Source organism: Halomonas beimenensis (genome assembly GCF_002549795.1).
Lineage (GTDB): Bacteria > Pseudomonadota > Gammaproteobacteria > Pseudomonadales > Halomonadaceae > Halomonas > Halomonas beimenensis.
Window position 1 is genome coordinate 735,785 of record NZ_CP021435.1, and the last position, 26,503, is coordinate 762,287.

Below are 26,503 nucleotides of genomic sequence, written 5' to 3' on the forward strand. Positions count from 1 at the left end.
CCGGTTGTCACCCATTCTAAGGCTCGCCGGGGCGCTGTCCACGCCGTCGTGGGGGATCAGGCCTCGCGGCAGAGCGCCCGGTGCAGCGGATCGTCGGCATCCAGGCGGCGCATTGCCTCGGTCTGCGGCCGGCGGGTGTCTTCGGCCAGCGGCACCAGCTCGCCGGTGCTGCAGTTCATCAGGTGGGGACGGTGGTCCAGCCGGTCGACGTGGGCGCGTTCGAAGCGATAGAGGATGAACTCCACGAGCCGCTGGTCGTTCGCCCGGGAGCGGACCAGGCTCTGCTCGTCGACCACCGTGAAGGCCGTGGTCAGCGGCACCAGGTAGGTCCAGGGGCGCCAGAAGGCCGAGCTCTGCTCGCTGGTCACCACGCGGGCCGAGTCCGGCAATTGGGCCTTCTTGTGTTCGAACCAGGAGTACTCGTGATGGACCTGGTAGGCGATCATGCCCAGGCGGCCCTGGGCCGGGACGATCCAGCGGGGCAATCGTCGCGCGCTCAGGGTGCGGAGCAGGAGGCCGATGCCCGCCGCGCCGAGTCCGGCGAAGACCGCCGCAATCAAGTGCCAAATCATGTGACAGCTTCCTGACAGCGATCGGGCTTCCCGAGGGAAGCCCGATGAGAGGTTGGGGCCGGCGCCTCGGGGCGCCGGGGTGGGATTATGACTCAGTGGTCGACGGCCATGCCAGCGCCCTTGGGATAGCGCACGCTCTCGACCAGATCCTGAATTTCCTTGGGCGGTTCCTCGGTCACCTTGGAGACGCCGAAGGCGACGGCGAAGTTGATGATCGCACCGACCGCGCCGATGGACAGCGGCGAGATCCCCAGCACCCAGTTCTCCGGAGTGTCCGCCAGGTTGTTGGTGCCCGGGATGAACAGCCAGCCCTTGTAGACGAAGATGTAGATCAGGGTGAAGGCCAGGCCGGTGAGCATGCCGGCGATGGCGCCCTTGTTGTTCACCCGCTTGGAGAAGATCCCCATCATCAGCGCCGGGAACAGCGAGGCGGCGGCGATACCGAAGGCCAGTGCCACCACTTGGGCGGCGAAGCCCGGCGGGTTGGCCCCCAGGTAGGTGGCCACGATGATGGCGACGGTCATGGAGATCCGCGCCGCCATCAGCTCGCCCTTCTCCGTGATGTTGGGGTTGATCGAGCCCTTGATCAGGTCATGACTGATCGCCGAGGAGATCGCCAGCAGCAGGCCCGCGGCCGTCGACAGGGCTGCCGCCAGGCCGCCCGCCGCGATCAGGCCGATGACCCAGCCGGGCAGGTTGGCGATCTCCGGGTTGGCCAGTACCAGGATGTCGTTGTTGACCGAGAGCTCGTTGCCTTCCCAGCCGCGCGCCTCGGCGGTCGACGCGAAGGCCTCGGTGTCGTTGTAGAGCTGGATACGGCCGTCGCCGTTCTTGTCTTCATACTGGATCAGGCCGGTTTCTTCCCAGGTGCGGATCCATCCGGGGCGCTCCTCGTAGAGGATCGGGTTGGTCGTGGCATCCGCGACGTTCTCGACCTGGCCGGCCATGTCGGGATAGACGGTGGTCGCGATATTGAGGCGCGCCATGGAGGCCACGGCCGGGGCGGTCAGGTACAGCAGGCCGATGAACACCAGGGCCCAGCCGGCGGACCAGCGCGCGTCGGCGACCTTGGGCACGGTGAAGAAGCGGATGATGACGTGGGGCAGGCCGGCGGTGCCGATCATCAGCGACAGGGTGAACAGCACCATGTTGAGCTTGTTGTCCACGTCCGCCGTGTACTCGTTGAAACCGAGCGCGGTGACCACTTCGTTGAGCTTGGCCAGCAGCGGCACGCCGGACTCGCTGTGATCGGAGAACAGGCCCAGCGGCGGGATCGGGTTGCCGGTCAGCTCCAGCGAGATGAACACCGCCGGGATGGTATAGGCGATGATCAGCACGATGTACTGGGCCACCTGGGTGTAGGTGATGCCCTTCATGCCCCCCAGCACCGAGTAGAAGAAGATCACCACGGCGGCGATGATCAGGCCGGTGGTGGCGTCCACCTCGAGGAAGCGCGAGAAGGCCACCCCGGCGCCGGCCATCTGGCCGATGACGTAGGTCACCGAGGCCACGATAAGACAGATCACCGCGACCATGCGCGCCTGCTTGCTGTAGAAGCGATCCCCGATGAATTCCGGCACCGTGAACTTGCCGAACTTGCGCAGGTAGGGCGCCAGCAGCATGGCCAGCAGCACGTAGCCGCCGGTCCAGCCCATCAGGAAGGTGGAGTTGGCGTAGCCGCCGGCCGCGATCAGGCCGGCCATGGAGATGAAGGAGGCCGCCGACATCCAGTCGGCGCCGATGGCCATGCCGTTGGTGATGGGATGCACCCCGCCGCCGGCCACGTAGAAGTCCTTGGTGGAACCGGCTTTCGCCCAGATGGCGATGCCGATGTAGATGGCGAAGGAAGCGCCCACGAAGAGGACGTTGATGGCGAATTGACTCATGCTGGCTTACTCCCCGAGCCCGAATTTCTTGTCCAGCCGATTCATCTTCCAGGCGTAGAAGAAGATCAGGCCGATGAAGGTCAGGATGGATCCCTGCTGGGCGAACCAGAAGCCCAGGTCGGTTCCGCCCACGGGAATGCCCGACAGCAGCGGGCGCAGCAGGATTGCACAGCCGTAGGACACTGCTGCCCACACGACCAGGCAGCCGGCGATCAGGCGGAGGTTGGCCGCCCAGTAGGCTTCCGCGTTGGGTTTCTCTTCTGCCATGGTGTTGCTCTCCACTTGTTGTTGGGGTTGGGAAGTCGCATCCAGCGTGCATGGGGCACCGCAGGGTCTTCCCCGGCCGCATGACCGGCCTGCGGCGAAATATCGGGGTGGCAGCGTGTCGTAATGAGGAAGCTCGAGTCGACGCCAGGGCGGTCTTTTGCAACCCGAGTGGCGTCACCCTCTCATCCTGGCAATCCGATACCGCCTTCCTGGTTGCATGGTTGAGATGCCTTCTCGGTGGCGGTATCACACGTCCACCTTGCCTGGGTAATGCTGGTCAACAACGTCGAAAAAAACATCGCAGACTTTCGTATCATGAGCGCAAAACGATTGAAAAGGGTTTCATTAAACATATGGAAATCAGTTGGATATGAAGGGTTGTGGGATTCTGTTACCTGGCAGTGAGGCGAAAGTAGGATGATCGTCTAACCGCGTGTCGAATGAGACCTTGGTCGAATCCGTGAGCGCGCATGACCTTGGTATGACGCCGAAAGTCGAAGCATTCCCGTGAGCGATGAGGAAGGAGGTGAGACCTTGGTCGAGTGAACCATGTCATCACCGGCAAGGGCCCGGATGGGTTCATAGAACCATGGTCTACGTTCTGGTGGATGGGTCGGCTTTGCTAATCTGGAGGCGAGCAGGATTCGCCCTGGCCATGCCGGCCCATTCCGTTGAGCATCCCATCGGGGGTTCAGCGAAGGTGGGCACGGCCGTCTCCGGCACGAGGACCGCCCCATGGTCGATGTCGATCTTTCCCAACCGCCGTTCAGCCTTCTCGACGAGGCGGGACGTGAGCGGGTACGCCACGGTATCGACCTCGCCTATTTCGATCGCGACGAGGTCATCCTCGAGACCGGGCAGCCCGGCGAGTATGTCTTCCTCATCCACAAGGGCGAGGTCGCGGAGCTGGATACCTCCCAGCCCGGGGCCCGGGAGCGGATCGGCCACTACACCAGCGGCGACCTCTTCGGGGCCATCAGCATCCTCAACGGCAAGAGTCGCTATCGGTTCCGGGCCGAGCAGGAATCCCTCTGCTACCTCCTGCCCAAGGGGCTCTTCCTGCAGTTGTGCGACGATTACCCGGCCTTCGCCGAGTTCTTTCGCCAGCGCCTGGCGCACAAGACCCGTCTGCTGACCGAACAGCGCGCCGCCGGTGGCGTGACGATGGCCGGCTTCATGCTCGCCCGGGTCGAGGAGTGCATGCGTCCCCCGCTCTGCCTGGCGGCGACCACGACCATCGCCGAGGCGGTGCGTACCCTTCACGAGGGGCATGCCGACAGCCTGCTGGTCGAGGGGGAGCAGGGGGCGGGCATGGTCACCAAGACCGACCTGCTCAACGCCCTGGTGCTCGAGGGACAGTCCCAGGACACCCCGCTGTCGTCGCTGGCGCATTTCACGCTGATCACCGTCCGAGCCGACCAGTACCTCTTCGAGGTGCTGGTGCTGATGACCCGCCACCAGGTGGAGCGGGTGGTGGTGATGGAGGCCGGGGCGCCGAAAGGCGTGGTGGAACTCACCGACGTGCTCAGCTACTTCTCCAGTCGCAGCTACGTGGTCAGCCTGCAGGTGGAGCAGGCCGGGGACCTGGAAGCGCTGGCCGCCGCCAGCCGTCGCACCCCCGAGCTGGTGCGGGCCCTCATGGCCCAGGGCGTCAAGCTGCGGTTCGCCATGGGGCTGCTCGCGGCGCTGAACGGACGAATCATCCACAAGGCTTGGGGCTTCCAGGTCGAGGAGCGCTACCGTCAGGACAGCTGCCTGATGGTCATGGGGAGCGAGGGACGCGGCGAGCAGATCCTCAAGACGGATCAGGACAACGGCCTGATCCTCGAGGATCACCTGGACTGGCCGGACCGTGCCGCCCAGATGCAGCGTTTCACCGAGACGCTGGTCGAGCTGGGCTATCCCCGCTGCCCGGGCAACATCATGGTGTCCAACCCGGAGTGGGTGGGCACCGAAACCCAGTGGAAGGAGCGTATCGCCCGCTGGGTGGAGCGCCGTGACGGCGACAGCCTGATGAAGCTGGCGATCATGCTCGATGCCCACGCCGATGAAGGCAACGCCGCCCTGCTGGAGCGGGTGAGGGGGGCGCTGTTCGAGGCGGCGTCCCGCGACGAGCTGCTGTTGTCCTACTTCGCCCGGCCGGCGCTGCACTTCTCCACTCCCTTGACCCTGTTCGGTTCGCTGAAGAAGCCCCAGCACGGCATCGACATCAAGAAGGGCGGCATCTTCCCCATCGTCCATGGGGTCCGGGTCATGGCACTCGAACGCCGCATCGGCGTGACCTCGACCCTGGAGCGGCTCGATGCCCTGGTGGAGGACGGCCGCCTGGAGGCGCGTTTCGCCGAGGACCTGGGCGAGGCCCTGTCACTGTTCACCGAGCTGCGTCTCAAGCAGCAGATCGCCCGGCTGGACGGCGAGGGGACCCCGTCGGACAAGCCGGATCGCGTCGTGGTCCAGGAGCTGTCGTCCCTGGAGCGCGACCTGCTGCGTGAGGCGCTGCATATCGTCAAGGACTTCAAGCAGCGACTCTCTCATCGCTATCACCTCGAATACTCGTGAGGACCCCGTCCCCGCCAAGCTGAGGAGGCTCGGATGCTCAAGACCCTGCGCCGGGTGGTGGATCGCCACCGCCATGCCCATGGCCGCTACGGCTGGCTCTTCCGCCCCTATACGGGGGAGGAGATGGTGGCGATCGCGGTCCAGGAGACCGGGCGCGACCCGCGGCATGCCGAGCCGCTGGCCATCGCGGCGGTGCGCATCCGCGGGGACCGGGTGCTGACCAGCGAGTCCCTCGAGCTTCGCCTGAAGCGGCCGGGGAGCCTGAGCGGGGAAGCCATCCGGCATCACGGCCTGCGCGGCATCGACCTGGACGAGGGGATGACGATCGACGAGGCCCTGGCCCGGCTGCTGGATTTCGTCGGCAACCGGCCGCTGGTCGGCTGGCGGCTGGACCGGGAGCTGTCCCTGCTCAACCGCCAGCTACGCCAGGCATTCGGCTTCGACCTGCCCAATGCCGGCATCGACCTGGCTCAGGTCTACGAGCGGCGCCAGCGCCATCATCATCCCCAGCTCGAGCCCTCTCCGCGCTTCGAGCAGGTCGCCGAGCGTCTGGGGGTACCGGTGATGGGACGTCACAGCGCCCTGGGGACCGCGGTGACCACCGCCCTGATCCACCTGCGCCTGGCCCGCCATTCCCAGATCAGGCGGACCTCCTGAAGGCCCCGTCCGGCGGGCCTTCCATCGCCAGCGCCGGGCCCGGAGTGGTAGCATAGGCGGCCGTTCACCCGTAGATGCCCTGGCAGCGCCCTGACCATGCAAGATGCCGTGATGTTCGACCCCCGTCCCGTCGAGGACGCCTTCCCCGCCGAGTCTCCCGCGCCCGGCGCCGATGGCCCTGACGCCAAGGCCAAGCGCGAGTTCAACAAGCTGCAGAAGCGCCTGCGGCGTCAGGTCGGTAACGCCATCATCGACTACGACATGATCCGGGACGGCGACAAGGTGATGGTGTGCCTGTCCGGCGGCAAGGACAGCTACACCATGCTGGAGATCCTGCGCAGCCTGCAGCGCAACGCGCCGGTGGCCTTCTCGCTGGTGGCGGTGAACCTGGACCAGAAGCAGCCCGGCTTCCCCGAGCACGTGCTGCCCGAGTACCTGGACGGAATCGGCGTCCACTATCACATCCTCGAGCGCGACACCTATTCGGTGGTCAAGGAGAAGACCCCGGAGGGCAAGACCACCTGCGCGTTGTGCTCCCGACTGCGGCGCGGCTCCCTGTACGGCTTCGCCGAGGAGATCGGCGCCACCAAGATCGCCCTGGGCCACCATCGCGAGGACATCCTCGAGACGCTGTTCCTCAACATGTTCTTCGGCGGCAGCCTCAAGGCCATGCCGCCCAAGCTGCTCTCCGACGACGGCAAGAACATCGTCATCCGCCCGCTGGCCTATTGCCGCGAGGCGGACATCGCCGAGTTCGCCCGGCAGATGGCCTTCCCGATCATTCCCTGCAACCTCTGCGGCTCCCAGCCCAACCTGCAGCGCCAGGTGGTCAAGGAAATGCTGGCCGAGTGGGAGGCCAAGCACCCCGGGCGGCTGGAGAGCATGTTCAAGGCGGTGACCAACGTGGCGCCTTCCCAGCTCGCCGATCGCGAGCTGTTCGACTTCGCCGGCCTCGAGGACAAGCAGCGGAGGCTGCTGGCCGACCGGATCGCGATCCACGACGAGGGCTGAGCGCGGCCGCAAGGCCGATGAGGCGACGCGCCACCCCGCCGATGGCCTCGGCGGGGTGGCGGCGTTTTGGGGCTCGGGAGCTGATGGCGCGTGGCCGCGGATGGCGGTCGTCTCACCGGCTATTCTTCAGTCGAGAGCCGTCGCCGGGAGCCATCGATGTCCACAGGCCGCCTTGCCTCGTTCGTCCGCCTGGCCATGCTGATCTTCCTGGTCGGTGTGGCGTCGTCGGCGGCGGGAGCGCAGGAGGCGAGCCTGCAGGAGCGCTGGCGTGCGGCGATCGCCGGGACGTCCTTCGCCGAGCCCGTCCGGGTGGCATCCGAGCAGCGGTCCTACTCGGTGAGCGGCAGCGTCCATGCCCGGCTCCCTCAGCCCTTTCCGGCGCTGGACGAGGAACTGACCTCGGCAGGGGCCTGGTGCGAAATCCTCTTCCTGCACCTCAACGTCAAGGCCTGTCGAGCGGACGACGAGGGCGGCAACGCCACCCTCCGCGTCCACGTCGGCAGGAAGCACTACCAGTCGCTCCAGGAGGCGGAGCGACTCGATCTGCAATTCCACGTCGGGGCGCGGCAGCCGGGATATCTCGCCGTCGTTCTGGAGGGCGACCGGGGGCCCTATGACACCCGCGCCTTCCGCCTTCGGCTGCGGGCGATTCCCGACGGCGAGGAGGCGAGCCTGATCGAGCTGCGCTATTCGTTGGTGTACGGGACTCCCGCCCGAGTCGCCCTCTGGGCCTACTTCACCTTCGCCGGCCGGGATCGCGTGGGCTTCACCGTCGAGGGACACGATGCGCGGGGGGAGCCTCGCTACGTCGGCGGCATGCGCGGCATGATCGAGCGCAATGTCATGCGCTTCTACCTGGCCCTCAGGGTCCATCTGGCGGGGCGCGAGCAGCGGCTCGAGACGCGGCTGCGGCGCTGGTTCGCGGCCACCGAGCGTTACCCGCGGCAGTTGCGCGAACTGGACGAGGCTAGCTATCTGGAGCAGAAGCGCCGTGCCCATCGTCGCCACCAGGCGCTGCGCGGCGAATGACGAGAAGCGAGGACCTTATGCCGAACCTGTACGCATCATTGCCCGAGGATCTCTCGACGGAAGTCTTCGACGTCCTCGTCCGCCACGAAGCCGTGACCATCGAGCGCATCGTCTCCCGGGGACACCGCTCCCCGCCGTCGGGCTGGTACGACCAGGCCCAGCATGAATGGGTGGTGGTGCTGAAGGGGGAGGCCGTGCTGGCCTTCGAGGACGAGGAAATCCGGCTGACGCCGGGGAGCCATGTCGATATCCCGGCCCACCGTCGCCACCGGGTGGCCTGGACGACGCCGGTGACGGACACCATCTGGTTGGCGGTGCATTACGGGCCCTGATCCGCCGGCCGTGCCCCCTCGCCGGGGGGCGTCAGCGGCAGCCTTCTTCCTCGGCCACCGCGATCAGCGCGTCCAGGTCGAGGATATTGACCTCACGACCGGAGACCGCCACCAGCCCCTGCTGCTGGAACCGGCCGAGGATGCGGCTGACGGTCTCCACGGCCAGCCCCAGGTAGTTGCCGATATCGGCCCGGGACATGGAGAGGCGGAAGCTGTAGGGCGAGTAGCCACGACGCCGGAAGCGGTCCGACAGGCTGGTGAAGAAGGTCGCCAGCCGCTGGTCGGCGGTCTTGCGCGACAGCAGGCGCATCATCCGGCGATCATCGCGCATCTCCTTGCTCATGCTGCGATAGAGCTGGGCGCGCAGCTCCGGCAGGCGCTCCGACAGCGCGTCGAGCCGGTCGAAGGGGATCTCGCAGACGGTGGTGGTCTCCAGCGCGATCACCGATCCCGGGTAGGCTTCCTCGTCGATGCCGTCGAGCCCCACCAGTTCGCTGGGCAGGTAGAAGTTGGTGAGCTGGTCGTCCCCGCTGCCCTCGGTGGTGACCTGCTTGAGGCTGCCCGAGCGGACGGCATAGACGCTGGTGAAGGGGCCCCCCTGGCGAAACAGCGACTCGCCCTTCTTGAGCGGCGCCCGGCGGCGGATGATGGCGTCGAACTCGTCCATGTCCTCGAGTTCCAGGGCCAGGGGCAGGCACAGTGAACTGAGGCTGCAGGTCTGGCAGCGGGTCTCGTTCAACAGTGAACGCCGCCTCCCGGCTGCGGTATCAGGCATGCGGTCCTCCTTGATGTTGGCTCTGCCCGACATTATGGAGGAAACACGCCGAATCGGCATAGCATCCCTTAGGAGGTACCCCCCGGCGGCAGGCGGTAGGCATCCAGGACACCGGCCAGTTCATCCAGGCGCCAGCGACCGGCCGGTGTGACCGCCAGGCGTCGTCCCCGTCGCTCGATCAGCCCCGCGCAGGCCGGGCCCTCCAGCCGGGACAAGGCGCCCGCGAGCCGTCGTTCGGCGTCGATGCCCAGCGCCCTGTCCAGGGCATCGAGATCCAGCACCCGGTCCCCGTACAGCATGGCGATGGCCTGGCGGCGAAGCCGGTCTTCCTCGGTCAGCCGGCGCCCCGAGGCGGTGGCCAGCCGTCCGGCATCCAGGGCCGCCGCATAGCCGGCGAGATCCGTGGCATTGCGGGCGCAGGCGTCCGGCAGCCGCGATACCGCCCCGACCCCCAGTCCCAGGCGGTCCCGGGCGGCCTCTCGCTGTGCCTGGCGCAGGGCATCGTCCTGGGCGGCACCGCGCCGGGCATAGTGCTCCCGTCCCAGGTGCACGTAGCCGGCCGTGACCAGCCGGGCATCGGCTTCGACGAGCATCTGGTGCGTCTCCGCCGGGAGGGGCAGGGTGGCGGGCGGTATATGGCGCTGACCGGGGTGGCGCTCGGGGCGATGACGGTAGGAGACCAGTCGTATGCGCGGCGGCGCCAGGGCGATGACCTGGCCCACGGTCTCGGCGATGCTGGTCCGGGTCTGGTAGGGCAGGCCGATGACCAGTTCCAGGGTCAGCGAGCGGAAACCGAGCCGGTCCGCCTCGTCGAGCAAGGGTTCGGTGAGTTGCCGGGGCTGCGGGCGGTTGATCGCCGCCTGGACGCGGGGGGCCAGGTCGATCAGCGGCAGGGTCAGTCGATTGAAGCCCAGCGCCTCGAGATGACGCAGGGTGAAGACATCGGCCTCGCGGGCGTCGATCTCGATCGTGAAGTCCCGGTCGCGGCCGGTCTCGAGCGGAAAGCGCGCCGCCAGCCGATCAATCAGCTCGCCCATCTGGTCCAGCCCCAGCAGGGTCGGGGTCCCGCCTCCCCAATGCAGGGCCTGCAGGCGACGCCCGGGATCCAGCCACTGCCGCAGCAGGACCATTTCCCGGTCCAGCCGGGCCAGGTAGGCGTCGGGGACCTGCCCGTCACCGGTGATGACCCGGCGCTCGCAATGCCAGCAGCCCTGCCGGCAATAGGGCAGGGCGAGGTCCATCGACAGGGGCCGACCGCCGGTGTTGCTGGCCGCCAGCGCCGCCCCGAAGGCCTCGGCGCCGAACTCGTCGCCGAAGGCCTCGGGCCTGGGATAGTCGTCATAGGTCGGCCCGGCTGCCGGCAGCGGGTGCCGTATCATCGCCTGGTGGGCAGGATGATCGCGCTCGGCTGGGGCGCTGAAGGGCATAGGGGCACTCCGGGATGACTGATGCCTTCATGCTAGTGCCGCCGGGGCCGGAGCGGATTGAGCTGGGTCAAGCGGGCCCGAGTTCGTCGGCTCAGTGGCCGCCGTGGGGGGCGCCGGCGGGCAGCAGGGCCCACAGCTGCCAGAGCGCGAAGCCGATGATCGCCAGGGCCGCCAGGCTGCGGGTGGCCGGATGGCGGATGAGGGCTCCCAGCTGGCGGGCGGCCAGGCCGGTCACCAGCAGGGCCGGCAGGGTACCCAGGCCGAAGGCGCCCATCAGCGCCGCGCCCCGGCCCGGTTCGGCGCTGGCCAGGCTCCAGGCCAGCATGGAATAGACCAGCCCGCAGGGCAGCCAGCCCCAGACGGCGCCCAGGGCGATAGCCTGGGGAATCTTCACGACCGGCATCAGCCGCCGGCCGACCGGTTCCAGGTAACGCCAGAGTCGCCGGCCCAGGGCCTCGACTCGCAGCAGCCCCTTCCACCAGTCGGCGATGTAGAGGGCCATCAGGATCAGCATCACAGCGGCCAGGACCTGCAAGGCCAGGCGTGCGCCGGGCGCGATCCCGATCAGGGTGCCGAGGCCGGCCACCAGGCCGCCGGCGACCATGTAGCTGGCGATGCGCCCCAGGTTGTAGCCCAGCAGCAGGCCCGAGAGCCGGGCGGGGTGACGCATGCTGGGCGGCACGGCGAAGGTCAGGGCGCTCATGATGCCGCCGCACATGCCGATGCAGTGGGCGCCGCCGAGCAGGCCGAAGACGAAGGCCGCGGCCAGCGGCGGCAGGTCGAGTCCGGTGGGATCCATCAGGTGTCCGGGGAGTCGTCGTCTTGCCGTCCGCGCTCGCCGCGGGAGCGGTCCCGCTCCTCCGGGGGGCGGTCGTTGTCGTCCTCGTCGAAGAGGATGCGATGGGCCGGGCCTTCCAGGTCCTCGAACTGGTCGTGCTTGACGGCCCAGAAGAAGGCCCAGACGGCCGCGCCCAGAAGGATCAGTGACAGCGGGATCAGCAGGTAGAGGATGGTCATGCGTGCTCGGGTCTCGTAGCGGGCGTGGCGGTCGCGGGGGTCCAGCGCGCCAGGCGCAGGGCCTCGGCGGCGACCACCAGGGAGCTGGCCGACATGCCGAGGGCGGCGAGCCAGGGCGGTACCCAGCCCATCGCCGCGAGCGGCAGGGCGGCCAGGTTGTAGACCAGGGCCCAGCCGAGATTCTGGCGGATGATTCGCCGGGTGGCGAGGCCGATCTCGATGGCCTCGACGATACGCATGAGGCGCGGGCCGAGCAAGACGGCATCGGCCCGGGTGCGGGCCAGGTCGGTGGCGCCGTTCATGGCGATGGCCAGGTCGGCTCCGGCCAGCACCGGGACGTCATTGATGCCGTCGCCGACCATGGCCACCCGCTGGCCAGTGGACTGGACGGCACGCAGCCGGGCGAGCTTGTCCTCGGGACTCGCCTTGGCGCGCCATTCCTCGATGCCCAGTCGTTCGGCCAGCGAGCGGGTGGCCCCCTCGGTGTCGCCGGACAGCAGCTCCACCGCCAGGCCACGGGCCCTGAGGGCGGCGATGGTCGTCTCCGCATCGTCGCGCAGCCGGTCGCGCAGGGCGAACCAGGCCCGCGGCTCGCCGGCCTCGGCGAGCAGCAGCCAGTGGCCGTCGTCCGGTGGCGCCGGCGCCGCCTCGGGGGCCGCGAATTCCGGGGTGCCCAGCCGCCAGGAATGGCCGTCGAGGCGCCCCTCCAGGCCCTGGCCCGGGCGGCTGATCACGTCCTCGGCCCGAAGCCCGCCCCGCCGGTGAGGGCGGAAGGCTCTCGCGATGGGGTGCTCGGAGTGCGCCTCCAGGGCGGCGGCCACGGCGGCGAGGCGGTCCGGGTCGCCGTCCTGGAGCGGCTGGATCCGTTCCAGGCTGATTTCTCCGGCGGTGAGGGTGCCGGTCTTGTCGAAGATCACGCGATCCAGCTGGGCCAGGGTCTCCAGGGCATCGGCCCGGGTCAGCAGCACCCCGCGGCGATGGAGCTGGCCGTGGCCGGCGGTCACCGCGGTGGGGGTGGCCAGTGCCAAGGCACAGGGACAGGTGACCACCAGCACCGACAGGGTGACCCAGAAGGCCCGAGACGGCTCGATGAACCACCAGGCCAGCGCCACGGCGGCGGCGATCAGCAGCACCTGGAGCACGAAGTGGTGAGCCAGTCGGGCGGTGACCCGGGCGATCCGGGGCCGGCTGGCGAAGGCGCGGTCGGTGAGGTCCACCAGCCTGGCCGCCCGGGCGTCCTGCCCGGCCCGGGTCACGCGCACCGTGAGCGGGCTCTCGATGTTCTGGCTGCCGCCGGTCACGGGGTCGCCGGTCCGGCGGGTCACCGGCAGGGTCTCGCCGGTGAGCATCGACTCGTCGAGGCTGGACTCGCCATTCTCGATCACCCCGTCGGCGGGGACTCCATGGCCGGGCCTGACCAGCACCCGGTCCCCGGTGGTGAGCTCGCTGGCCGGCAGGATGCGCTCCGTGCCGTCCGCGGCCAGGCGGATGGCCGAGAGGGGCAGGGCATCGGCCAGGGCATTGCCGGCGCGCCCGCTGCGCCGTCTCGCGCGAACTTCCACGTAGCGCCCGAAGAGCAGGAAGAAGGTGAACATGGCCACGGAGTCGAAGTACACATCCCCTTCTCCGAGGATCACCGCCCAGGCGCTGGCCAGGTAGGCCGAGCCGATGGCCAGCGACACCGGCACGTCCATGCCCAGGGTGCGCATCCGCAGGTCGCGCCAGGCGCCGGCGAAGAAGGGCTGGGCCGAGAACAGCACCACGGGGGTGGTCAGGGCGAAGGCCAGCCAGTGGAAGAGGGCGTCGAAGTCGGCATCGAGGCCATCCTGTCCGGCCACGTAGAAGGGGATGGAGAACATCATCACCTGCATCATCCCCACCGCGGCGACGATCAGGCGACGCACGTTCATGCGTTCCCGGCGTCGCAGGCGGCTCTGGGCGGCATCGGGCTCGTAGGGCTGGGCCTGATAGCCGATCGCGGCCATCTCGGCCAGGATTCGCGAGAAGGCCAGGCGCTCGGGGTTCCAGTCGACCCTCACGCGATGATGGGAAAGGTTCACCGCACTGGCGGCGACCCCGTCCAGGGCATTCAGCCGATGCTCGATCAGCCAGGCGCAGGCCGCGCAGGTGATGCCGTCCACCGCCAGGGTCGCATGGACCCGGCCGCCCTCGCCGGGATGGACGAAGCGCGACTGCAGCCCGGGGTCGTCGAACACCGCCCAGGTCTCGGCCCGGGCCGCCTGGTGATCGTCCGGGCGTTCCGGCAGCTCGGTGCGGAAGCGATAGTAGCTGGCAAGCCCGCCGTCGACGATGGCGTGGGCCACCGCCTCGCAGCCGGGGCAGCACAGGGGGTGGACGACGTCGTCCAGGGTGATCGTCCAGGGAGCGTCGCCCGGCACCCGACTGCCGCAGTGGTAGCAGGCGGGGGCCGCGACGGAAGAGCTCAGGGCGGTGGTGGTCATGGCGGAGGATCAGATCCCGGGGAGCAGGGCGATCTCGTCCTCGGTCGGGAAGCGGGCCTCGCCGGTCAGGCGCCAGGCCGCCTCGGGCCCCTCCTCGGGCTGCAGGTGCAGGTACCAGCGGTAGCGCAGCGGCTCCTCCAGCATGGTCACGTAGCGGCCGGCGCGCACGTGCTCGAGGGTCAGGGTGCGATCGCGAGCGCTCTCGGTGGGGAAGATCAGCTTCAGCACCAGCTGCTCGGGATACGGCTCGCCGTTCAGGTCGACGACGATGTCGCCGGTCGCCGGATCGGCGCGCAGGGTCGCCGCCAGGCCCAGGGCGCTGGCCTGCTCCTGCTTGGCGATCCGCTCGTTGATGGCCAGGCCTTCCTTGTAGTAGTCCTGGGCCACGGTGCCGTCGAAGTAGCGGATCGACAGGGTCAGGTAGACCAGGCTGAAGGCCACCGAGGAACCCAGCAGCCCGATCAGGAACCAGGGCCAGAACTGCTTGTACCAGGGCGGGATATGTTCGTGTTCCGCCGTCATCAGCGGGTCTCTCCTATGAAGCGGCTGTCGCGCTCGAGCCCGATGTCGGGGTCGTCGATGGCCTCGAGGCGCAGCAGGATCTCGTGACTGGGCAGGTCGATGGATTCGGGGGGCACGGTGGCCTCGATCACCAGCTGACGGGACTCGCCGGCGGGCACACTGACCCGCTCGGTGTCCAGGACCAGGCCCGGCAGGCCGGAGGCCTCGAGCCGGTAGGTGTGATCCTCGCGGTCGAGGTTGCGCACCGTCAGGGTGTAGACATTACTGATCTCGCCGTCCCGCGTCATCCGGAACAGCTCGTTGCGGTCGCGTTCCACCTCGAAGCCCACCGCGGCGCGGTCGGCCACCGCCCAGGCGAACAGGCCGATCATCACCAGCAGTGCGGCCAGGTAGCCGAGCAGGCGCGGCCGCAGGATGTGGGTCGGCTTGCCCTCCAGGGCGTTCTCGGTCGTATAGCGGATCAGGCCGCGCGGATAGCCCATCTTGTCCATCACGCTGTCGCAGGCGTCGATGCAGGCCGCGCAGGTGATGCACTCGTACTGCAGGCCTTCGCGGATGTCGATGCCGGTAGGGCAGACCTGAACGCAGAGGTCGCAGTCGATGCAGTCGCCGTGGCCGGCGGCCCGGGCCTCGTCGTGGCTGAGGCGCTTCTTGCGCGGGCCGCGGGGTTCGCCCCGGGCGCTGTCGTAGGACACGATCAGGGTGTCGCGGTCGAACATCACCGACTGGAAGCGGGCATAGGGGCACATGTAGATGCACACCTGTTCGCGCAGCCAGCCGGCGTTGAGGTAGGTGAAGACGGTGAAGAAGCCCACCCAGAAGTAGGACCAGCCGTGGGCCTCCAGGGTCGGCAGTGCCACCACCAGGTCGCGGATCGGGGTGAAGTAGCCGACGAAGGTGATGCCGGTCGCGGCGGCGATGGCCAGCCAGACGACGTGCTTGGCGGTCTTGCGCCGCAGCTTGTCGGCATCCATCTCGCGCTTGTCGAGCTTGATGCGGCGGTTGCGCGGACCCTCCAGGCGGTGCTCGACCCAGATGAACAGGAAGGTCCAGACGCTCTGGGGGCAGGTGTAGCCGCACCAGACCCGGCCGGCGAACACCGTGATGAAGAACAGGCCGAAGGCGCAGATGATCAGCAGCCAGGAGAGCAGCATGAACTCCTGGGGATAGAAGGTGGCGCCGAAGATATGGAATTCACGCCCGGGCAGGTCGAACCACACCGCCGGCCGGTCGCCCCACTGGATCCAGGGAATCAGGAAGAAGGCGAGCATCAGCGCCCAGTTGGCGCTGCGCCGCAGGCGCTGGAAGACGCCCTTGATCTCGCGCACGTAGATATGGCGGCGGCTGGCGTACATCTCCTGGGTGACCGTCTCCCCGGGCTGGTGATGCTTCACGGGGTCCGGAGTCACGTCACGGGTGGGGATCTTCTCGCTCATGGCAGGCTCACGGCAGGCAAGGTGAGGGCAGGGCCAGGCCCTGTCGATGGGCCCGATTGTAGCGAGCGGGGGCTCCAACGAGAAAGGGTGCGACCCCAGGCCACACCCTTCGCTCGCGCCCGGGAGGCCGGGCTTATTCCTCTTGGCTCAGGCTATAGACATAGGCGGCCACCAGGTGGACCTTGTCTTCGCCGATGTAGGCGGCCTGAGCCGGCATGTGGCCGTTGCGGCCGTTGCGCAGGGTCTGGGCGATGGCCGCGTCCAGCGGCTGACCGGGCTGGCGATACAGCCAGGCATCGTCGGTCAGGTCGGGCGCGCCCAGGGCCTGATTGCCGGTGCCGTCGGGCCCGTGGCAGGCCGCACAGACGGAGGCGAAGACCGCCGCACCCTGTTCGGCGCGCTCGGGGTCCTCGGCCTGGCCGGAGAGCGACATCACGTACTGGGTCAGGTTGGCGATGTTCTCTTCGCCGAGCTGCTGCCAGGAGGGCATCAGGCCGTTGCGCCCGTTGGTGAGGGTCTGGACGATGTTCTCCGGCGCGCCGCCATACAGCCAGGCGTCGTCGGTCAGGTTGGGGAAGCCGTAGCCGCCCTTGGCGTTGGAGCCGTGGCAGATGGCGCAGTTGTTGAGGAAGATGCGCTCGGCCACCTTCATGGCCTCCCCGTCCCGGGCCAGCTCCGGGATCGGCACCTCTTCGTACTGGGCGAAGATCGGCGCGTACTGCTCCTCGGCGCGGGCCACTTCCTCCTCCCACTGGTTTTCCTGGGTCCAGCCCAGCAGGCCGGCGTAGTTGCCGAGGCCGGGGTAGAGCACCAGGTAGCCCAGGGCGAAGATCACGGTGCCCACGTAGAGCTGGAACCACCAGCGCGGCAGCGGGTTGTCGTATTCCTCGATCTCGTCCGCGGCGTGGCCGGTGGTCTCCACGTTGCCTTCCGCGTCGGGCGTCTTGTCGGTCTTCCGGTTGGCGAACAGCAGCCAGGCGCTGATGGCGATGGTGCCCAGCGTGATGACGATGATCCAGGCGCTCCAGAAGCCGGAAAGGGAGTCACCCCAAAGATTGTTCATGCGTTCCTGTCTCCCTTGTTCTGTCGGGAATCGGCCTCGACGGAGGCGCTCTTGTCACGGTTCGGTCGTTCATCCTCGTCGGCGAAGGGCAGGTTGGCCGCTTCGTCGAAATCCTTCTTGCGTCGCTTCGAGTAGGCCCACCAGACGAGCCCCAGGAAGGCGACGATCAGGATGCCGGTGATGATGCCGCGAACGGTCCCGATATCCATGGTCAGCGCGTGTCCTTGAGCACGGTGCCGAGCTGTTGCAGGTAGGCCACCAGGGCAGTGATCTCTCGCTCGCCGCGGACCTCGTCGCGCGCGTTGGCGATCTGCTCGTCGGTGTAGGGCACGCCGAGGGTGCGCATGGCCCGCATCTTGTCGGCGATGTGCTCGCCGTCGAGGGTGTTCTCGAACAACCAGGGGTAGGCCGGCATCACCGACTCCGGCACCACGTCGCGCGGGTTGTACAGGTGGGCGCGGTGCCAGTCGTCGCTGTAGCGACCGCCGACCCGGGCCAGGTCCGGCCCGGTGCGCTTGGATCCCCACAGGAAGTTGTGCTCGTAGACGGACTCGCCGGCCACGCTGTAGTGGCCGTAGCGCTCGGTCTCGGCACGGAAGGGGCGGATCATCTGGGAGTGGCAGCCGACGCAGCCTTCGCGACGGTAGATGTCACGCCCGGCCAGTTCCAGGGCGGAGAGCGGCTTCAGGCCCTCCACCGGTTCGGTCGTCTGCTTCTGGAAGAACAGCGGCACGACCTCGGCCAGGCCGCCGAAGCTGATCACCACCAGGACCAGCACGGCGAGCAGGCCGACGTTCTTTTCGACAATCTCGTGTCTCATTGGTGTCTCGTTCCCTGTTGGCTCAGGCGGTCTGCGGAATCGGCTGACGGAGGCTTTCCTGACGGCGCACTGTCATGAACACGTTGAAGGCCATGATCAGCATGCCGACCACCCAGCACAGGCCCCCGATCATCCGCACGATGTAGCCCGGGCCGCTGGCCTCGACGGATTCGACGAAGGTGTACATCAGGGTGCCGTCCGGGTTGACGGCGCGCCACATCAGGCCCTGCAGGATACCGTTGACCCACATGGCGGCGATGTAGAGCACGGTGCCGATGGTGGCCAGCCAGAAGTGCACGGCGATCAGGCCCACGGAGTACATCTCGGTGCGGCCGAACAGGCGCGGAATCAGGTGATACATGGAGCCGATGGTGATCATCGCCACCCAGCCCAGGGCGCCGGCGTGGACGTGACCGATGGTCCAGTCGGTGTAGTGGGAGAGGGCGTTGACGGTCTTCACCGCCATCATCGGGCCCTCGAAGGTGGACATGCCGTAGAAGGACAGGGCCACCACCAGGAAGCGCAGGGTCGGGTCGGTACGCAGCTTATGCCAGGCGCCGGACAGGGTCATCATGCCGTTGATCATCCCGCCCCAGGAGGGGGCCAGCAGGATGATGGACATGATCATGCCCAGCGACTGGGCCCAGTTGGGGAGGGCGGTGTAGTGCAGGTGGTGCGGCCCGGCCCACATGTAGACCATGATCAGCGCCCAGAAGTGGACGATGGACAGGCGGTAGGAGTAGACGGGGCGCTCGGCCTGCTTGGGCACGAAGTAGTACATCATCCCCAGGAAGCCGGCGGTCAGGAAGAAGCCCACCGCGTTGTGGCCGTACCACCACTGGGTCATGGCGTCGATGGCGCCCGAGTAGAGCGAGATCGAGTACATGGCGGAGACCGGAATCGCCGCGCTGTTGACGATGTGCAGCACCGCCACGGTGAGGATGAAAGCGGCGAAGAACCAGTTGGCCACGTAGATGTGGGAGGTCCGGCGCTGCTTGATGGTCCCCAGGAAGACGATGGCATAGCTGATCCACACCACCGCGATCAGGATGTCGATCGGCCACTCGAGCTCGGCGTATTCCTTGACCTCGGTATAGCCCATGGGCAGGGTCACCACCGCGGCCAGGATCACCGCCTGCCAGCCCCAGAAGGTGAAGGCGGCCAGCTTGTCGGAGATCAGGCGCGTCTGGCAGGTCCGCTGTACCACGTAGTAGGAGGTGGCGAACAGCGCCGAGCCGCCGAACGCGAAGATGACGGCGTTGGTGTGGAGGGGGCGCAGGCGGCCGAAGCTCGTCCACGGCAGTCCCAGGTTCAGTTCCGGCCATACCAGCTGTGCGGCAATCGTGACACCGAGGGCCATGCCCACGATGCCCCACACCACAGTCATGATCGCGAACTGCCGAACTACCTTGTAATTGTAGGTCGGGTGTTCAAGTGCTGTGCTCATGTCAGGTTCCCATCGAACGCGGTTTGGGGGTGGCCCGCGGCATTCTGCCCCGAGTCGACCTCCCGCAGGATGATGCAGGTCAATAACCACCCGGGATTCTAGCGCAGGCATGCCATAAGCTGAACAAGTGAATCGCCGGATTCTGAACCAAGGGAGCCCGAAATTGTCCGACCATTCTTCTCAATCTTTTCCTCTCATCTCCCTCGACTCCCTGGGGGCCAGGCTGCGTGATGGCGTCTCGGGAGCCTGGTCGATCGAGGGGCTCGGCCCCCTCGAGGTGGAGGGGGATGGCCGCGCCGGGAGACTGCTGCTGACCCATGGTGCCGGGGCTGGTCAGGACACGGCCTTCCTGAGAGGACTGCGCCGGGCCCTCGCCGACTCCGGGGTCCAGACGCTCGCCATCGAGTTCGCCTACCTGCGTCGGATGCGCGAGGAAGGCCGCCGCCGTCCCCCGCCCAGGGTCGATCACCTGGTCGAGGAACTGGCCCAATGGTGCGACAGCGTGTCGCATCATTGTCCCTCTCCCCTGTGGCTGGGGGGCAAGTCCATGGGGGGGCGGGTGGCCAGCCTGCTGGCGGCTCGGGATGGCGCCCCCGGCCTGGTGCTCTGCGGCTATCCCTTCCACCCGCCCCGCAAGCCGGACAGGCTGCGTCTCGACCACTGGCCGCGGCTGGATTGCCCGACCCTGGTGGTACAGGGCACGCGGGATCCCTTCGGCACGCGTGAGGAAGTGAGCGGTTACCCCCTGCCGGGCGTCGCCGAATTGCACTGGCTCGAGGACGGGGATCATGACTGGAAGCCTCGACGTGCCTCGGGACGGACACAGGAGGACCTCATCCGCGAGGGAGGGCGCTGGATCGCCGAGGCCATGGGACGCCATGGCAGTACCGCCTGAATCGGCCAAGTGGATGAATGGCCTGTGGTTCTCTTGCCGGGACGAAATGGGGCGGGATGAAAAAACGCGTTGACAATGCCGCCGGCCCCTGTAGAATGCAGCGCCACGTGACCGGGGGTGGTTAGCTCAGCCGGGAGAGCACCAGCCTTACAAGCTGGGGGTCACAGGTTCGATCCCTGTACCACCCACCATTGCCCTGCAATGGCCCGATCATGTCGCAGAAACGAGTGCGGACCGGTAGTTCAGTTGGTTAGAATGCCGGCCTGTCACGCCGGAGGTCGCGGGTTCGAGTCCCGTCCGGTCCGCCAGCGTTTCCTGCACCGCATCATCTTGCGGACCGGTAGTTCAGTTGGTTAGAATGCCGGCCTGTCACGCCGGAGGTCGCGGGTTCGAGTCCCGTCCGGTCCGCCACGATGACGCACACAATCGATGCAGTACGCGTGGGCGATTAGCTCAGTTGGTTAGAGCACCAGCCTCACATGCTGGGGGTCACTGGTTCGAGTCCAGTATCGCCCACCACGCGGACCGGTAGTTCAGTTGGTTAGAATGCCGGCCTGTCACGCCGGAGGTCGCGGGTTCGAGTCCCGTCCGGTCCGCCATCTGCAAAGCGAATTCCCGGCCCCGAGTCTCAAGACTCGGGGCTTTTTCGTGTGGTTGACTTCCTCTTGGGCTTTACGTTTCGCGAACGGCTATCATACAGTTGTTTGAATTCTGGACGCCCGAGAGCGAGGAGCTTGACCGTGACCGATTTCCCCCACCTGTTCCGTCCCCTGGCACTGGGACCGCTGACGTTGCCCAATCGGGTGCTGATGGGGTCGATGCACACCAACCTGGAGGAGCTTCCCGACGGCCTCGATCGCCTGGCGGCCTTCTACGCCGAGCGAGCTCGGGAAGGCGTGGCGCTGATCGTCACCGGCGGCATCGCGCCCAACCCCGAGGGGGCGGTCGCCGAGGGCGCGATGACCCTGGAGCGCCCCGAGCAGGTGGCAGGCCATCGGCGGGTGACCGGAGCCGTGCACGCCGAGGGCGGCCATATCTGCCTGCAGATCCTGCATGCCGGTCGCTACGCCTACGCCGCCGAGCCGGTGGCACCCTCGCCGCTGAGGGCTCCCATCAACCCCAGCACGCCTCGGGAACTGACCGCGGACGAGGTCGAGCGGACCATCGACGACTTCGTGCGCTGCGCGAGCCTGGCCCGGGAGGCCGGCTACGACGGCGTCGAGGTGATGGGTTCCGAGGGCTATCTCATCAACCAGTTCGTCTGCCGGCGCACCAACCACCGCCAGGACGCCTGGGGTGGCGGCTTCGAGCGACGCATCCGCTTCCCGGTGGAGATCGTGCGGCGGATACGCGAGGCCCTGGGGCCGGATTTCCTGATCATCTTCCGGTTGTCGATGATCGACCTGGTGGAGGAGGGCAGCACCCAGGACGAGGTGGTCGCCCTGGGGCGGGCCATGGCGGCCGCGGGCGCCGATGTCATCAACACCGGCATCGGCTGGCACGAGGCCAGGGTGCCCACCATCGTCACCAGCGTTCCCCGGGCCGCGTTCAGCGAGGTCACCCGGCGCATGAAGGCCGAGCTCGACGTGCCCCTGGTCGCCACCAACCGCATCAACATGCCCGAGGTGGCCGAGCGGCTTCTGGCCGAAGGACATGCCGACCTGGTGTCCATGGCCCGGCCCTTCCTGGCCGACCCCGCCTGGGTGACCAAGGCCCGCGAGGGCCGGCCCCAGGAGATCAACACCTGCATCGCCTGCAACCAGGCCTGCCTGGATCACACCTTCCAGGGCAAGCTGACCTCCTGCCTGGTCAATCCCCGGGCCTGTCACGAGACCGAGCTGGTCGTCGCCCCGGCCGCCGAGTCGCGGGCCATCGCCGTGGTGGGGGGCGGCCCGGCCGGGCTCGCCGCGGCCGTCACCGCCGCCCGGCGTGGCCATGCCGTGACCCTCTTCGAGCGCCAGTCGGCGCTCGGCGGCCAGTTCAACTATGCTCGGCGAATCCCCGGCAAGGAGGAGTTCGACGAGACCCTGCGCTACTTCCGGGTGATGCTGGACAAGCATGGCGTCCGGGTCCGCCTGGGGAGCGAGCCCGGCCTGCACGAGCTCCGGGACTTCGACGAGGTGATCCTGGCCACCGGAGTGCGCCCGCGCAAGCTCGACCTGCCGGGGATCGAGCATCCCAAGGTGCTCGCCTATCCGACGGCCATCCTGCATCCCGAGCGGGTCGGGCCGAGGGTGGCCATCATCGGCGCCGGCGGCATCGGCTTCGACGTGGCGGAGCTGCTCACCCATGTCGGCCATCCGGCCCTGGATATCCAGGCCTGGTGCGACGAATGGGGCGTGGATCTGGCGGTGAGCACGCCGGGCGGGCTGCGCGAACCCGAGCGTCCGCCGGTGCCGCGCCGGGTGACCCTGCTGCAGCGCAAGGCCTCCAAGCCCGGCAAGGGGCTCGGCGTCACCACTGGCTGGGTCCATCGGGCATCACTGCGCCATCGTGGGGTCGAGGCCCTGGCCGGCTGCGAGTACATGGGCATCGACGACGCGGGCCTGCACATCCGGATCGACGGCGAGCCCCGGCTGCTCGAGGTCGACTCGGTGGTGATCTGCGCTGGCCAGGTATCGGTACGTGACTGGCTCGAGCCGCTGCGCGAGGCCGGCGTCTCGGTGCATATCATCGGCGGCGCCGATGAGGCCGCCGAGCTCGACGCCAAGCGGGCCATCGACCAGGGAACCCGGCTCGCGGCCGCCCTCTAATGCGCCCGGCCCGGCTCCTCGCCGGTCGGGCGGGGCCGGCCCTCCCTCCTTCTTTCTCACCTGCCGCCTCGCCCGCGTCCGCCCCCGCCGGGACCGGGCATGACAATTTGCACAGTTGATAACGAACCGGCGACCACCTTCGGGGTTCATAGGAATTAGTAGCATGATGCGTTGAAGGCGAGAGCCCCCCTGGTCCGGTTGGGCTGACTACGCTGAAGCTACCGATCCCGGCTGGCAGGCTGGTCCGTCAGGCCGGAGCTCCGGGCTTTAAGGAGGCATCCATGAGCATCTTCGATCATGTGCAGAACCGCTATGAACGTATCCAGCAGGAGGAGATGAGCCTGCAGGAGTATCTGGAACTCTGCCGTGAGGACCCCTCGGCCTATGCCAGCGCGGCCGAGCGCATGCTGGAGGCCATCGGCGAGCCCGATGTCATCGACACGGCCAAGGATCCTCGCCTGTCGCGGATCTTCTCCAACAAGGTCATCCGCCGCTACCCGGCCTTCTCCGAGTTCTATGGCATGGAGGAGGCGATCGAGCAGATCGTCGCCTACTTCCGTCATGCCGCCCAGGGGCTGGAGGAGAAGAAGCAGATCCTCTACCTGCTCGGTCCGGTGGGGGGCGGCAAGTCGTCCCTGGCCGAGCGCCTCAAGCTGCTGATGGAGCATATCCCCTTCTACGCGATCAAGGGCTCGCCGGTGCAGGAATCGCCGCTCGGCCTGTTCTCGCCCGAGCACGACGGCGAGCTGCTGGAGAAGGAGTACGGCATTCCCCAGCGCTATCTGAAGAGCGTGATGTCGCCCTGGGCGGCCAAGCGACTCAAGGAGTATGGCGGGGACATCACCCAGTTCCGGGTGGTGCGCCTCTACCCGTCGCGGCTCAACCAGATCGCCGTCTCCAAGACGGAGCCCGGTGACGAGAACAACCAGGACATCTCCTCGCTGGTCGGCAAGGTCGACATTCGCCAGCTGGAGCTCTATTCCCAGGACGACCCGGACGCCTACAGCTTCTCCGGCGGCCTGTGCAAGGCGAACCAGGGCCTGATGGAGTTCGTCGAGATGTTCAAGGCGCCGATCAAGGTGCTGCATCCGCTGCTGACCGCCACCCAGGAGGGCAACTACAACCCCACCGAGGGCATGGGCGCGATCCCCTTCGACGGCGTCGTGCTGGCGCACTCCAACGAGAGCGAGTGGCAGACCTTCCGCAACAATCGCAACAACGAGGCCTTCCTCGACCGGGTCTACATCGTCAAGGTGCCCTATTGCCTGCGGGTGACCGAGGAGATCAACATCTACAAGAAACTGCTCGAGCACTCCTCGCTGGCCGAGGCGCCCTGCGCGCCGGACACCCTGCGGATGCTGGCGCAGTTCTCGGTGTTGTCGCGGCTCAAGGAGCCGGAGAACTCCAGCATCTATTCCAAGATGCGGGTCTATGACGGCGAGAATCTCAAGGATACCGATCCCAAGGCCAAGTCGATCCAGGAGTATCGGGATGCCGCCGGGGTCGACGAGGGGATGGACGGGCTCTCCACCCGTTTCGCCTTCAAGATCCTGGCCAAGGTCTTCAACTTCGACAACCACGAGGTGGCGGCCAATCCCGTGCACCTGCTCTACGTCCTCGAGCAGCGCCTCGAGCAGGAGCAGCTGCCCAAGGAGACCTTCGAGCGCTACCTGCGCTTCATCAAGGAGTTCCTGGCCCCGCGCTACGTGGACTTCATCGGCAAGGAGATCCAGACGGCCTACCTCGAGTCCTACTCCGAGTACGGCCAGAACATCTTCGATCGCTACGTCACCTATGCCGACTTCTGGATCCAGGACCAGGAGTACCGGGACCCGGAGACCGGCGAGCTCTTCGATCGCCAGTCCCTGAACGAGGAGCTGGAGAAGATCGAGAAACCGGCCGGCATCTCCAATCCCAAGGACTTCCGACACGAGGTGGTGAACTTCGTGCTGCGGGCCCGGGCCCAGAACAACGGCATGAACCCGAGCTGGCAGTCCTACGAGAAGCTGCGCGGCGTGATCGAGCACAAGATGTTCGCCAACACCGAGGAGCTGTTGCCGGTGATCTCGTTCAATGCCAAGGCGTCGACGGCGGATCAGAAGAAGCACGAGGACTTCGTGGCCCGCATGGTCGAGCGTGGCTACACCGAGAAGCAGGTGCGCCTGCTCTCCGAGTGGTACCTGAGGGTGCGCAAGTCGCAATAGCCCTCCGGGGCGTGACGGGGCGGCCTTCGCCGCTCCGTCCCCGCGAGTTGCAGCCAAGGAGGTCCGCATGACCTACTTCATCGATCGCCGTGCCAATGCCAAGCACAAGAGCGCGGTCAATCGCCAGCGGTTCCTCGATCGCTATCGCACCCACATCAAGCGTTCCGTCGAGGAGGCGGTCAATCGGCGCTCCATCACCGACATGGAGCGTGGCGAGAAGGTGTCGATTCCCACCCGGGACATCTCCGAACCGGTCTTCCAGCATGGACCGGGCGGCAAACGCACCATCGTCGCGCCCGGCAACAAGGAATTCGTCGAGGGAGATCGGCTGCGTCGTCCAGGCGGCGGAGGCGGAGGCGGCGCCGGCGAGGGAGGCGCCTCCAACCAGGGCGAGGGCATGGACGAGTTCGCCTTCACCCTCTCCCGGGAGGAATTCCTCGACTTCGTCTTCGACGGCCTGGAGCTGCCGCACCTGGAGCGCAAGAACCTCGTGGACCTCGACGAGGTCCGTCCGGTGCGGGCGGGCTTCACCCGGGAGGGGGTGCCGGCGCGAATCAACATCGTGCGCTCCATGCGCGAGGCTCATGCCCGGCGTATCGCCATGCGCGGGCCCATTCGCCGCGCCCTGCGCGAGGCACGCGAGGCGCTGGAGGCCGAGGAGCGCAAGGATCCCGTGTTGCGCAACCCCGCGCGCATCAGCGAGCTCAAGGCGGAGATCGAGCGACTCAAGCAGCGCCTGGAGGCGGTGCCCTTCATCGACACCTACGACCTGCGCTACAACAACCTGGTCAACCAGCCCCAGCCCTCCAGCAAGGCGGTGATGTTCTGCGTCATGGACGTCTCCGGCTCCATGACCCAGGCCCACAAGGACATCGCCAAGCGCTTCTTCCTGCTGCTCTATCTCTTCCTCGAGCGCAACTACGAGAAGGTCGAGCTGGTCTTCGTGCGCCATCACACCGCCGCCAAGGAGGTCGACGAGGAGGAGTTCTTCTACTCCCGGGAAACCGGCGGGACCATCGTCTCCAGCGCCCTGACCCTGGTCGACGAGATCATCCGCGACCGCTACCCGCCGACCCAGTGGAATCTCTATGTCGCCCAGGCCTCGGACGGCGACAACTGGGACGATGACTCCCTGACCTGCCGCGATCTGCTGGCCAACGCCTTGATGCCGCGGCTGCAGTACTTCACCTATGTGGAGATCACGCCCCATGCCCACCAGGCGCTGTGGGAGGAATACGAACGGGTGGAGGCCGAGTATCCGGACCGTTTCGCCATGCGCCAGATCGTCGAGGCCGGCGACATCTACCCGGTGTTCCGCGAGTTGTTCCGGCGCCGCTCCGCCCAGCAGTGAGGCGGGGCCAAGGAGGCA

23 protein-coding genes and 5 tRNA genes are annotated in these 26,503 nt (G+C 67.5%); 14 read left to right on the top strand and 14 right to left on the bottom strand.

Going from position 1 to position 26,503, the window contains the following annotated elements:
* Positions 1 to 56 precede the first annotated feature (56 nt).
* From BEI_RS03420 to BEI_RS03430, 3 genes are all read right to left on the bottom strand, one after another.
* Positions 57 to 572, bottom strand: coding sequence for a hypothetical protein (locus tag BEI_RS03420; protein WP_097788195.1), 516 nt, complete (start codon positions 570 to 572; stop codon positions 57 to 59).
* Positions 573 to 664: 92 nt separating this feature from the next.
* Positions 665 to 2,458, bottom strand: coding sequence for a sodium:solute symporter family protein (locus tag BEI_RS03425; RefSeq protein WP_097788196.1), 1,794 nt, complete (start codon positions 2,456 to 2,458; stop codon positions 665 to 667).
* A 6-nt stretch (positions 2,459 to 2,464) separates the two neighbouring features.
* A complete protein-coding gene (locus BEI_RS03430) occupies positions 2,465 to 2,725 on the bottom strand; it encodes a DUF4212 domain-containing protein (RefSeq protein ID WP_097788197.1) in 261 nt (86 codons plus the stop codon).
* A 735-nt stretch (positions 2,726 to 3,460) separates the two neighbouring features.
* Here BEI_RS03430 and BEI_RS03435 point away from each other — a divergent pair.
* From BEI_RS03435 to BEI_RS03455, 5 genes are all read left to right on the top strand, one after another.
* Positions 3,461 to 5,284: a DUF294 nucleotidyltransferase-like domain-containing protein gene (locus BEI_RS03435; protein WP_097788198.1), complete on the top strand. Its 1,824-nt coding sequence runs from the start codon at positions 3,461 to 3,463 to the stop codon at positions 5,282 to 5,284.
* 33 nt (positions 5,285 to 5,317) lie between these two features.
* Complete coding sequence (locus BEI_RS03440; RefSeq protein WP_097788199.1) at positions 5,318 to 5,941, top strand: 3'-5' exonuclease; 624 nt, start codon at positions 5,318 to 5,320, stop codon at positions 5,939 to 5,941.
* A 96-nt stretch (positions 5,942 to 6,037) separates the two neighbouring features.
* Positions 6,038 to 6,952 (top strand): tRNA 2-thiocytidine(32) synthetase TtcA, encoded by a 915-nt coding sequence (gene ttcA, locus BEI_RS03445; RefSeq protein ID WP_097788200.1) that lies wholly within the window; start codon positions 6,038 to 6,040, stop codon positions 6,950 to 6,952.
* A 156-nt stretch (positions 6,953 to 7,108) separates the two neighbouring features.
* Positions 7,109 to 7,981 carry a hypothetical protein gene (locus tag BEI_RS03450; RefSeq protein WP_097788201.1) on the top strand — a complete coding sequence of 291 codons (873 nt, stop codon included), beginning with the start codon at positions 7,109 to 7,111 and terminating at the stop codon, positions 7,979 to 7,981.
* Between the two features lie 17 nt (positions 7,982 to 7,998).
* Positions 7,999 to 8,313, top strand: coding sequence for a cupin domain-containing protein (locus BEI_RS03455; protein WP_097788202.1), 315 nt, complete (start codon positions 7,999 to 8,001; stop codon positions 8,311 to 8,313).
* 31 nt (positions 8,314 to 8,344) lie between these two features.
* Here BEI_RS03455 and fnr read toward each other — a convergent pair whose 3' ends face one another.
* The 11 genes from fnr to ccoN form a co-directional block, all read right to left on the bottom strand.
* On the bottom strand, positions 8,345 to 9,088 hold the full coding sequence (fnr, locus tag BEI_RS03460; protein ID WP_097788203.1) for a fumarate/nitrate reduction transcriptional regulator Fnr: 744 nt from the start codon (positions 9,086 to 9,088) through the stop codon (positions 8,345 to 8,347).
* A gap of 68 nt (positions 9,089 to 9,156) precedes the next feature.
* Positions 9,157 to 10,515 carry a radical SAM protein gene (locus BEI_RS03465; protein WP_097788204.1) on the bottom strand — a complete coding sequence of 453 codons (1,359 nt, stop codon included), beginning with the start codon at positions 10,513 to 10,515 and terminating at the stop codon, positions 9,157 to 9,159.
* 91 nt (positions 10,516 to 10,606) lie between these two features.
* Positions 10,607 to 11,314 carry a sulfite exporter TauE/SafE family protein gene (locus BEI_RS03470; RefSeq protein ID WP_097788205.1) on the bottom strand — a complete coding sequence of 236 codons (708 nt, stop codon included), beginning with the start codon at positions 11,312 to 11,314 and terminating at the stop codon, positions 10,607 to 10,609.
* Positions 11,314 to 11,532, bottom strand: coding sequence for a cbb3-type cytochrome oxidase assembly protein CcoS (ccoS, locus tag BEI_RS03475; RefSeq protein WP_097788206.1), 219 nt, complete (start codon positions 11,530 to 11,532; stop codon positions 11,314 to 11,316). Before ccoS ends, BEI_RS03470 begins: the two co-directional genes overlap by 1 nt.
* Positions 11,529 to 13,994 carry a heavy metal translocating P-type ATPase gene (locus BEI_RS03480; protein WP_097788207.1) on the bottom strand — a complete coding sequence of 822 codons (2,466 nt, stop codon included), beginning with the start codon at positions 13,992 to 13,994 and terminating at the stop codon, positions 11,529 to 11,531. Before BEI_RS03480 ends, ccoS begins: the two co-directional genes overlap by 4 nt.
* Positions 13,995 to 14,003: 9 nt before the next feature.
* Entirely contained in the window at positions 14,004 to 14,516 is a 513-nt protein-coding gene (locus BEI_RS03485) for a FixH family protein (RefSeq protein WP_097788208.1), read from the bottom strand.
* Entirely contained in the window at positions 14,516 to 15,952 is a 1,437-nt protein-coding gene (ccoG, locus tag BEI_RS03490; protein ID WP_097788209.1) for a cytochrome c oxidase accessory protein CcoG, read from the bottom strand. The genes BEI_RS03485 and ccoG overlap by 1 nt, the downstream gene beginning before the upstream one ends.
* A 133-nt stretch (positions 15,953 to 16,085) precedes the next feature.
* The gene (ccoP, locus tag BEI_RS03495; RefSeq protein WP_097788210.1) at positions 16,086 to 17,015 is read right to left on the bottom strand and encodes a cytochrome-c oxidase, cbb3-type subunit III; all 930 of its coding nucleotides are present in this window, start codon (positions 17,013 to 17,015) and stop codon (positions 16,086 to 16,088) included.
* A complete protein-coding gene (locus BEI_RS03500; RefSeq protein ID WP_097788211.1) occupies positions 17,012 to 17,224 on the bottom strand; it encodes a cbb3-type cytochrome oxidase subunit 3 in 213 nt (70 codons plus the stop codon). Before BEI_RS03500 ends, ccoP begins: the two co-directional genes overlap by 4 nt.
* A 2-nt stretch (positions 17,225 to 17,226) precedes the next feature.
* Positions 17,227 to 17,835 (bottom strand): cytochrome-c oxidase, cbb3-type subunit II, encoded by a 609-nt coding sequence (ccoO, locus tag BEI_RS03505; protein ID WP_097788212.1) that lies wholly within the window; start codon positions 17,833 to 17,835, stop codon positions 17,227 to 17,229.
* Positions 17,836 to 17,857: 22 nt separating this feature from the next.
* Positions 17,858 to 19,282 (bottom strand): cytochrome-c oxidase, cbb3-type subunit I, encoded by a 1,425-nt coding sequence (ccoN, locus tag BEI_RS03510; protein ID WP_097788213.1) that lies wholly within the window; start codon positions 19,280 to 19,282, stop codon positions 17,858 to 17,860.
* Positions 19,283 to 19,445: 163 nt separating this feature from the next.
* Between ccoN and BEI_RS03515 the strand changes: the two genes are divergently transcribed.
* The 9 genes from BEI_RS03515 (at position 19,446) to BEI_RS03555 (ending at position 26,485) form a co-directional block, all read left to right on the top strand.
* A complete protein-coding gene (locus BEI_RS03515) occupies positions 19,446 to 20,177 on the top strand; it encodes an alpha/beta family hydrolase (protein ID WP_227644564.1) in 732 nt (243 codons plus the stop codon).
* A gap of 115 nt (positions 20,178 to 20,292) precedes the next feature.
* Positions 20,293 to 20,368, top strand: a tRNA-Val gene (locus BEI_RS03520).
* Positions 20,369 to 20,408: 40 nt separating this feature from the next.
* Positions 20,409 to 20,485 (top strand) — tRNA-Asp (locus BEI_RS03525).
* Positions 20,486 to 20,511: 26 nt separating this feature from the next.
* Positions 20,512 to 20,588, top strand: a tRNA-Asp gene (locus tag BEI_RS03530).
* A gap of 31 nt (positions 20,589 to 20,619) precedes the next feature.
* Positions 20,620 to 20,696: transfer RNA gene (locus tag BEI_RS03535), tRNA-Val, on the top strand.
* A 3-nt stretch (positions 20,697 to 20,699) separates the two neighbouring features.
* A tRNA-Asp gene (locus BEI_RS03540) sits at positions 20,700 to 20,776 on the top strand.
* 210 nt (positions 20,777 to 20,986) lie between these two features.
* A complete protein-coding gene (locus BEI_RS03545) occupies positions 20,987 to 22,930 on the top strand; it encodes an NADPH-dependent 2,4-dienoyl-CoA reductase (protein WP_265331686.1) in 1,944 nt (647 codons plus the stop codon).
* A gap of 281 nt (positions 22,931 to 23,211) precedes the next feature.
* Positions 23,212 to 25,134, top strand: a complete 1,923-nt coding sequence (locus BEI_RS03550) for a PrkA family serine protein kinase (RefSeq protein ID WP_097788215.1) — start codon at positions 23,212 to 23,214, stop codon at positions 25,132 to 25,134.
* 67 nt (positions 25,135 to 25,201) lie between these two features.
* Positions 25,202 to 26,485, top strand: a complete 1,284-nt coding sequence (locus tag BEI_RS03555; RefSeq protein ID WP_097788216.1) for a YeaH/YhbH family protein — start codon at positions 25,202 to 25,204, stop codon at positions 26,483 to 26,485.
* Positions 26,486 to 26,503 lie beyond the last annotated feature (18 nt).

Bases quoted from the DNA above. Each gene is read 5' to 3' on its own strand.
- BEI_RS03420 (WP_097788195.1), bottom strand. From the start codon at position 572: ATGATTTGGCACTTGATTGCGGCGGTCTTCGCCGGACTCGGCGCGGCG.
- BEI_RS03425 (WP_097788196.1), bottom strand. From the start codon at position 2,458: ATGAGTCAATTCGCCATCAACGTCCTCTTCGTGGGCGCTTCCTTCGCC.
- BEI_RS03430 (WP_097788197.1), bottom strand. From the start codon at position 2,725: ATGGCAGAAGAGAAACCCAACGCGGAAGCCTACTGGGCGGCCAACCTC.
- BEI_RS03435 (WP_097788198.1), top strand. From the start codon at position 3,461: ATGGTCGATGTCGATCTTTCCCAACCGCCGTTCAGCCTTCTCGACGAG.
- BEI_RS03440 (WP_097788199.1), top strand. From the start codon at position 5,318: ATGCTCAAGACCCTGCGCCGGGTGGTGGATCGCCACCGCCATGCCCAT.
- ttcA (WP_097788200.1), top strand. From the start codon at position 6,038: ATGCAAGATGCCGTGATGTTCGACCCCCGTCCCGTCGAGGACGCCTTC.
- BEI_RS03450 (WP_097788201.1), top strand. From the start codon at position 7,109: ATGTCCACAGGCCGCCTTGCCTCGTTCGTCCGCCTGGCCATGCTGATC.
- BEI_RS03455 (WP_097788202.1), top strand. From the start codon at position 7,999: ATGCCGAACCTGTACGCATCATTGCCCGAGGATCTCTCGACGGAAGTC.
- fnr (WP_097788203.1), bottom strand. From the start codon at position 9,088: ATGCCTGATACCGCAGCCGGGAGGCGGCGTTCACTGTTGAACGAGACC.
- BEI_RS03465 (WP_097788204.1), bottom strand. From the start codon at position 10,515: ATGCCCTTCAGCGCCCCAGCCGAGCGCGATCATCCTGCCCACCAGGCG.
- BEI_RS03470 (WP_097788205.1), bottom strand. From the start codon at position 11,314: ATGGATCCCACCGGACTCGACCTGCCGCCGCTGGCCGCGGCCTTCGTC.
- ccoS (WP_097788206.1), bottom strand. From the start codon at position 11,532: ATGACCATCCTCTACCTGCTGATCCCGCTGTCACTGATCCTTCTGGGC.
- BEI_RS03480 (WP_097788207.1), bottom strand. From the start codon at position 13,994: ATGACCACCACCGCCCTGAGCTCTTCCGTCGCGGCCCCCGCCTGCTAC.
- BEI_RS03485 (WP_097788208.1), bottom strand. From the start codon at position 14,516: ATGACGGCGGAACACGAACATATCCCGCCCTGGTACAAGCAGTTCTGG.
- ccoG (WP_097788209.1), bottom strand. From the start codon at position 15,952: ATGAGCGAGAAGATCCCCACCCGTGACGTGACTCCGGACCCCGTGAAG.
- ccoP (WP_097788210.1), bottom strand. From the start codon at position 17,015: ATGAACAATCTTTGGGGTGACTCCCTTTCCGGCTTCTGGAGCGCCTGG.
- BEI_RS03500 (WP_097788211.1), bottom strand. From the start codon at position 17,224: ATGGATATCGGGACCGTTCGCGGCATCATCACCGGCATCCTGATCGTC.
- ccoO (WP_097788212.1), bottom strand. From the start codon at position 17,835: ATGAGACACGAGATTGTCGAAAAGAACGTCGGCCTGCTCGCCGTGCTG.
- ccoN (WP_097788213.1), bottom strand. From the start codon at position 19,282: ATGAGCACAGCACTTGAACACCCGACCTACAATTACAAGGTAGTTCGG.
- BEI_RS03545 (WP_265331686.1), top strand. From the start codon at position 20,987: ATGGGGTCGATGCACACCAACCTGGAGGAGCTTCCCGACGGCCTCGAT.
- BEI_RS03550 (WP_097788215.1), top strand. From the start codon at position 23,212: ATGAGCATCTTCGATCATGTGCAGAACCGCTATGAACGTATCCAGCAG.
- BEI_RS03555 (WP_097788216.1), top strand. From the start codon at position 25,202: ATGACCTACTTCATCGATCGCCGTGCCAATGCCAAGCACAAGAGCGCG.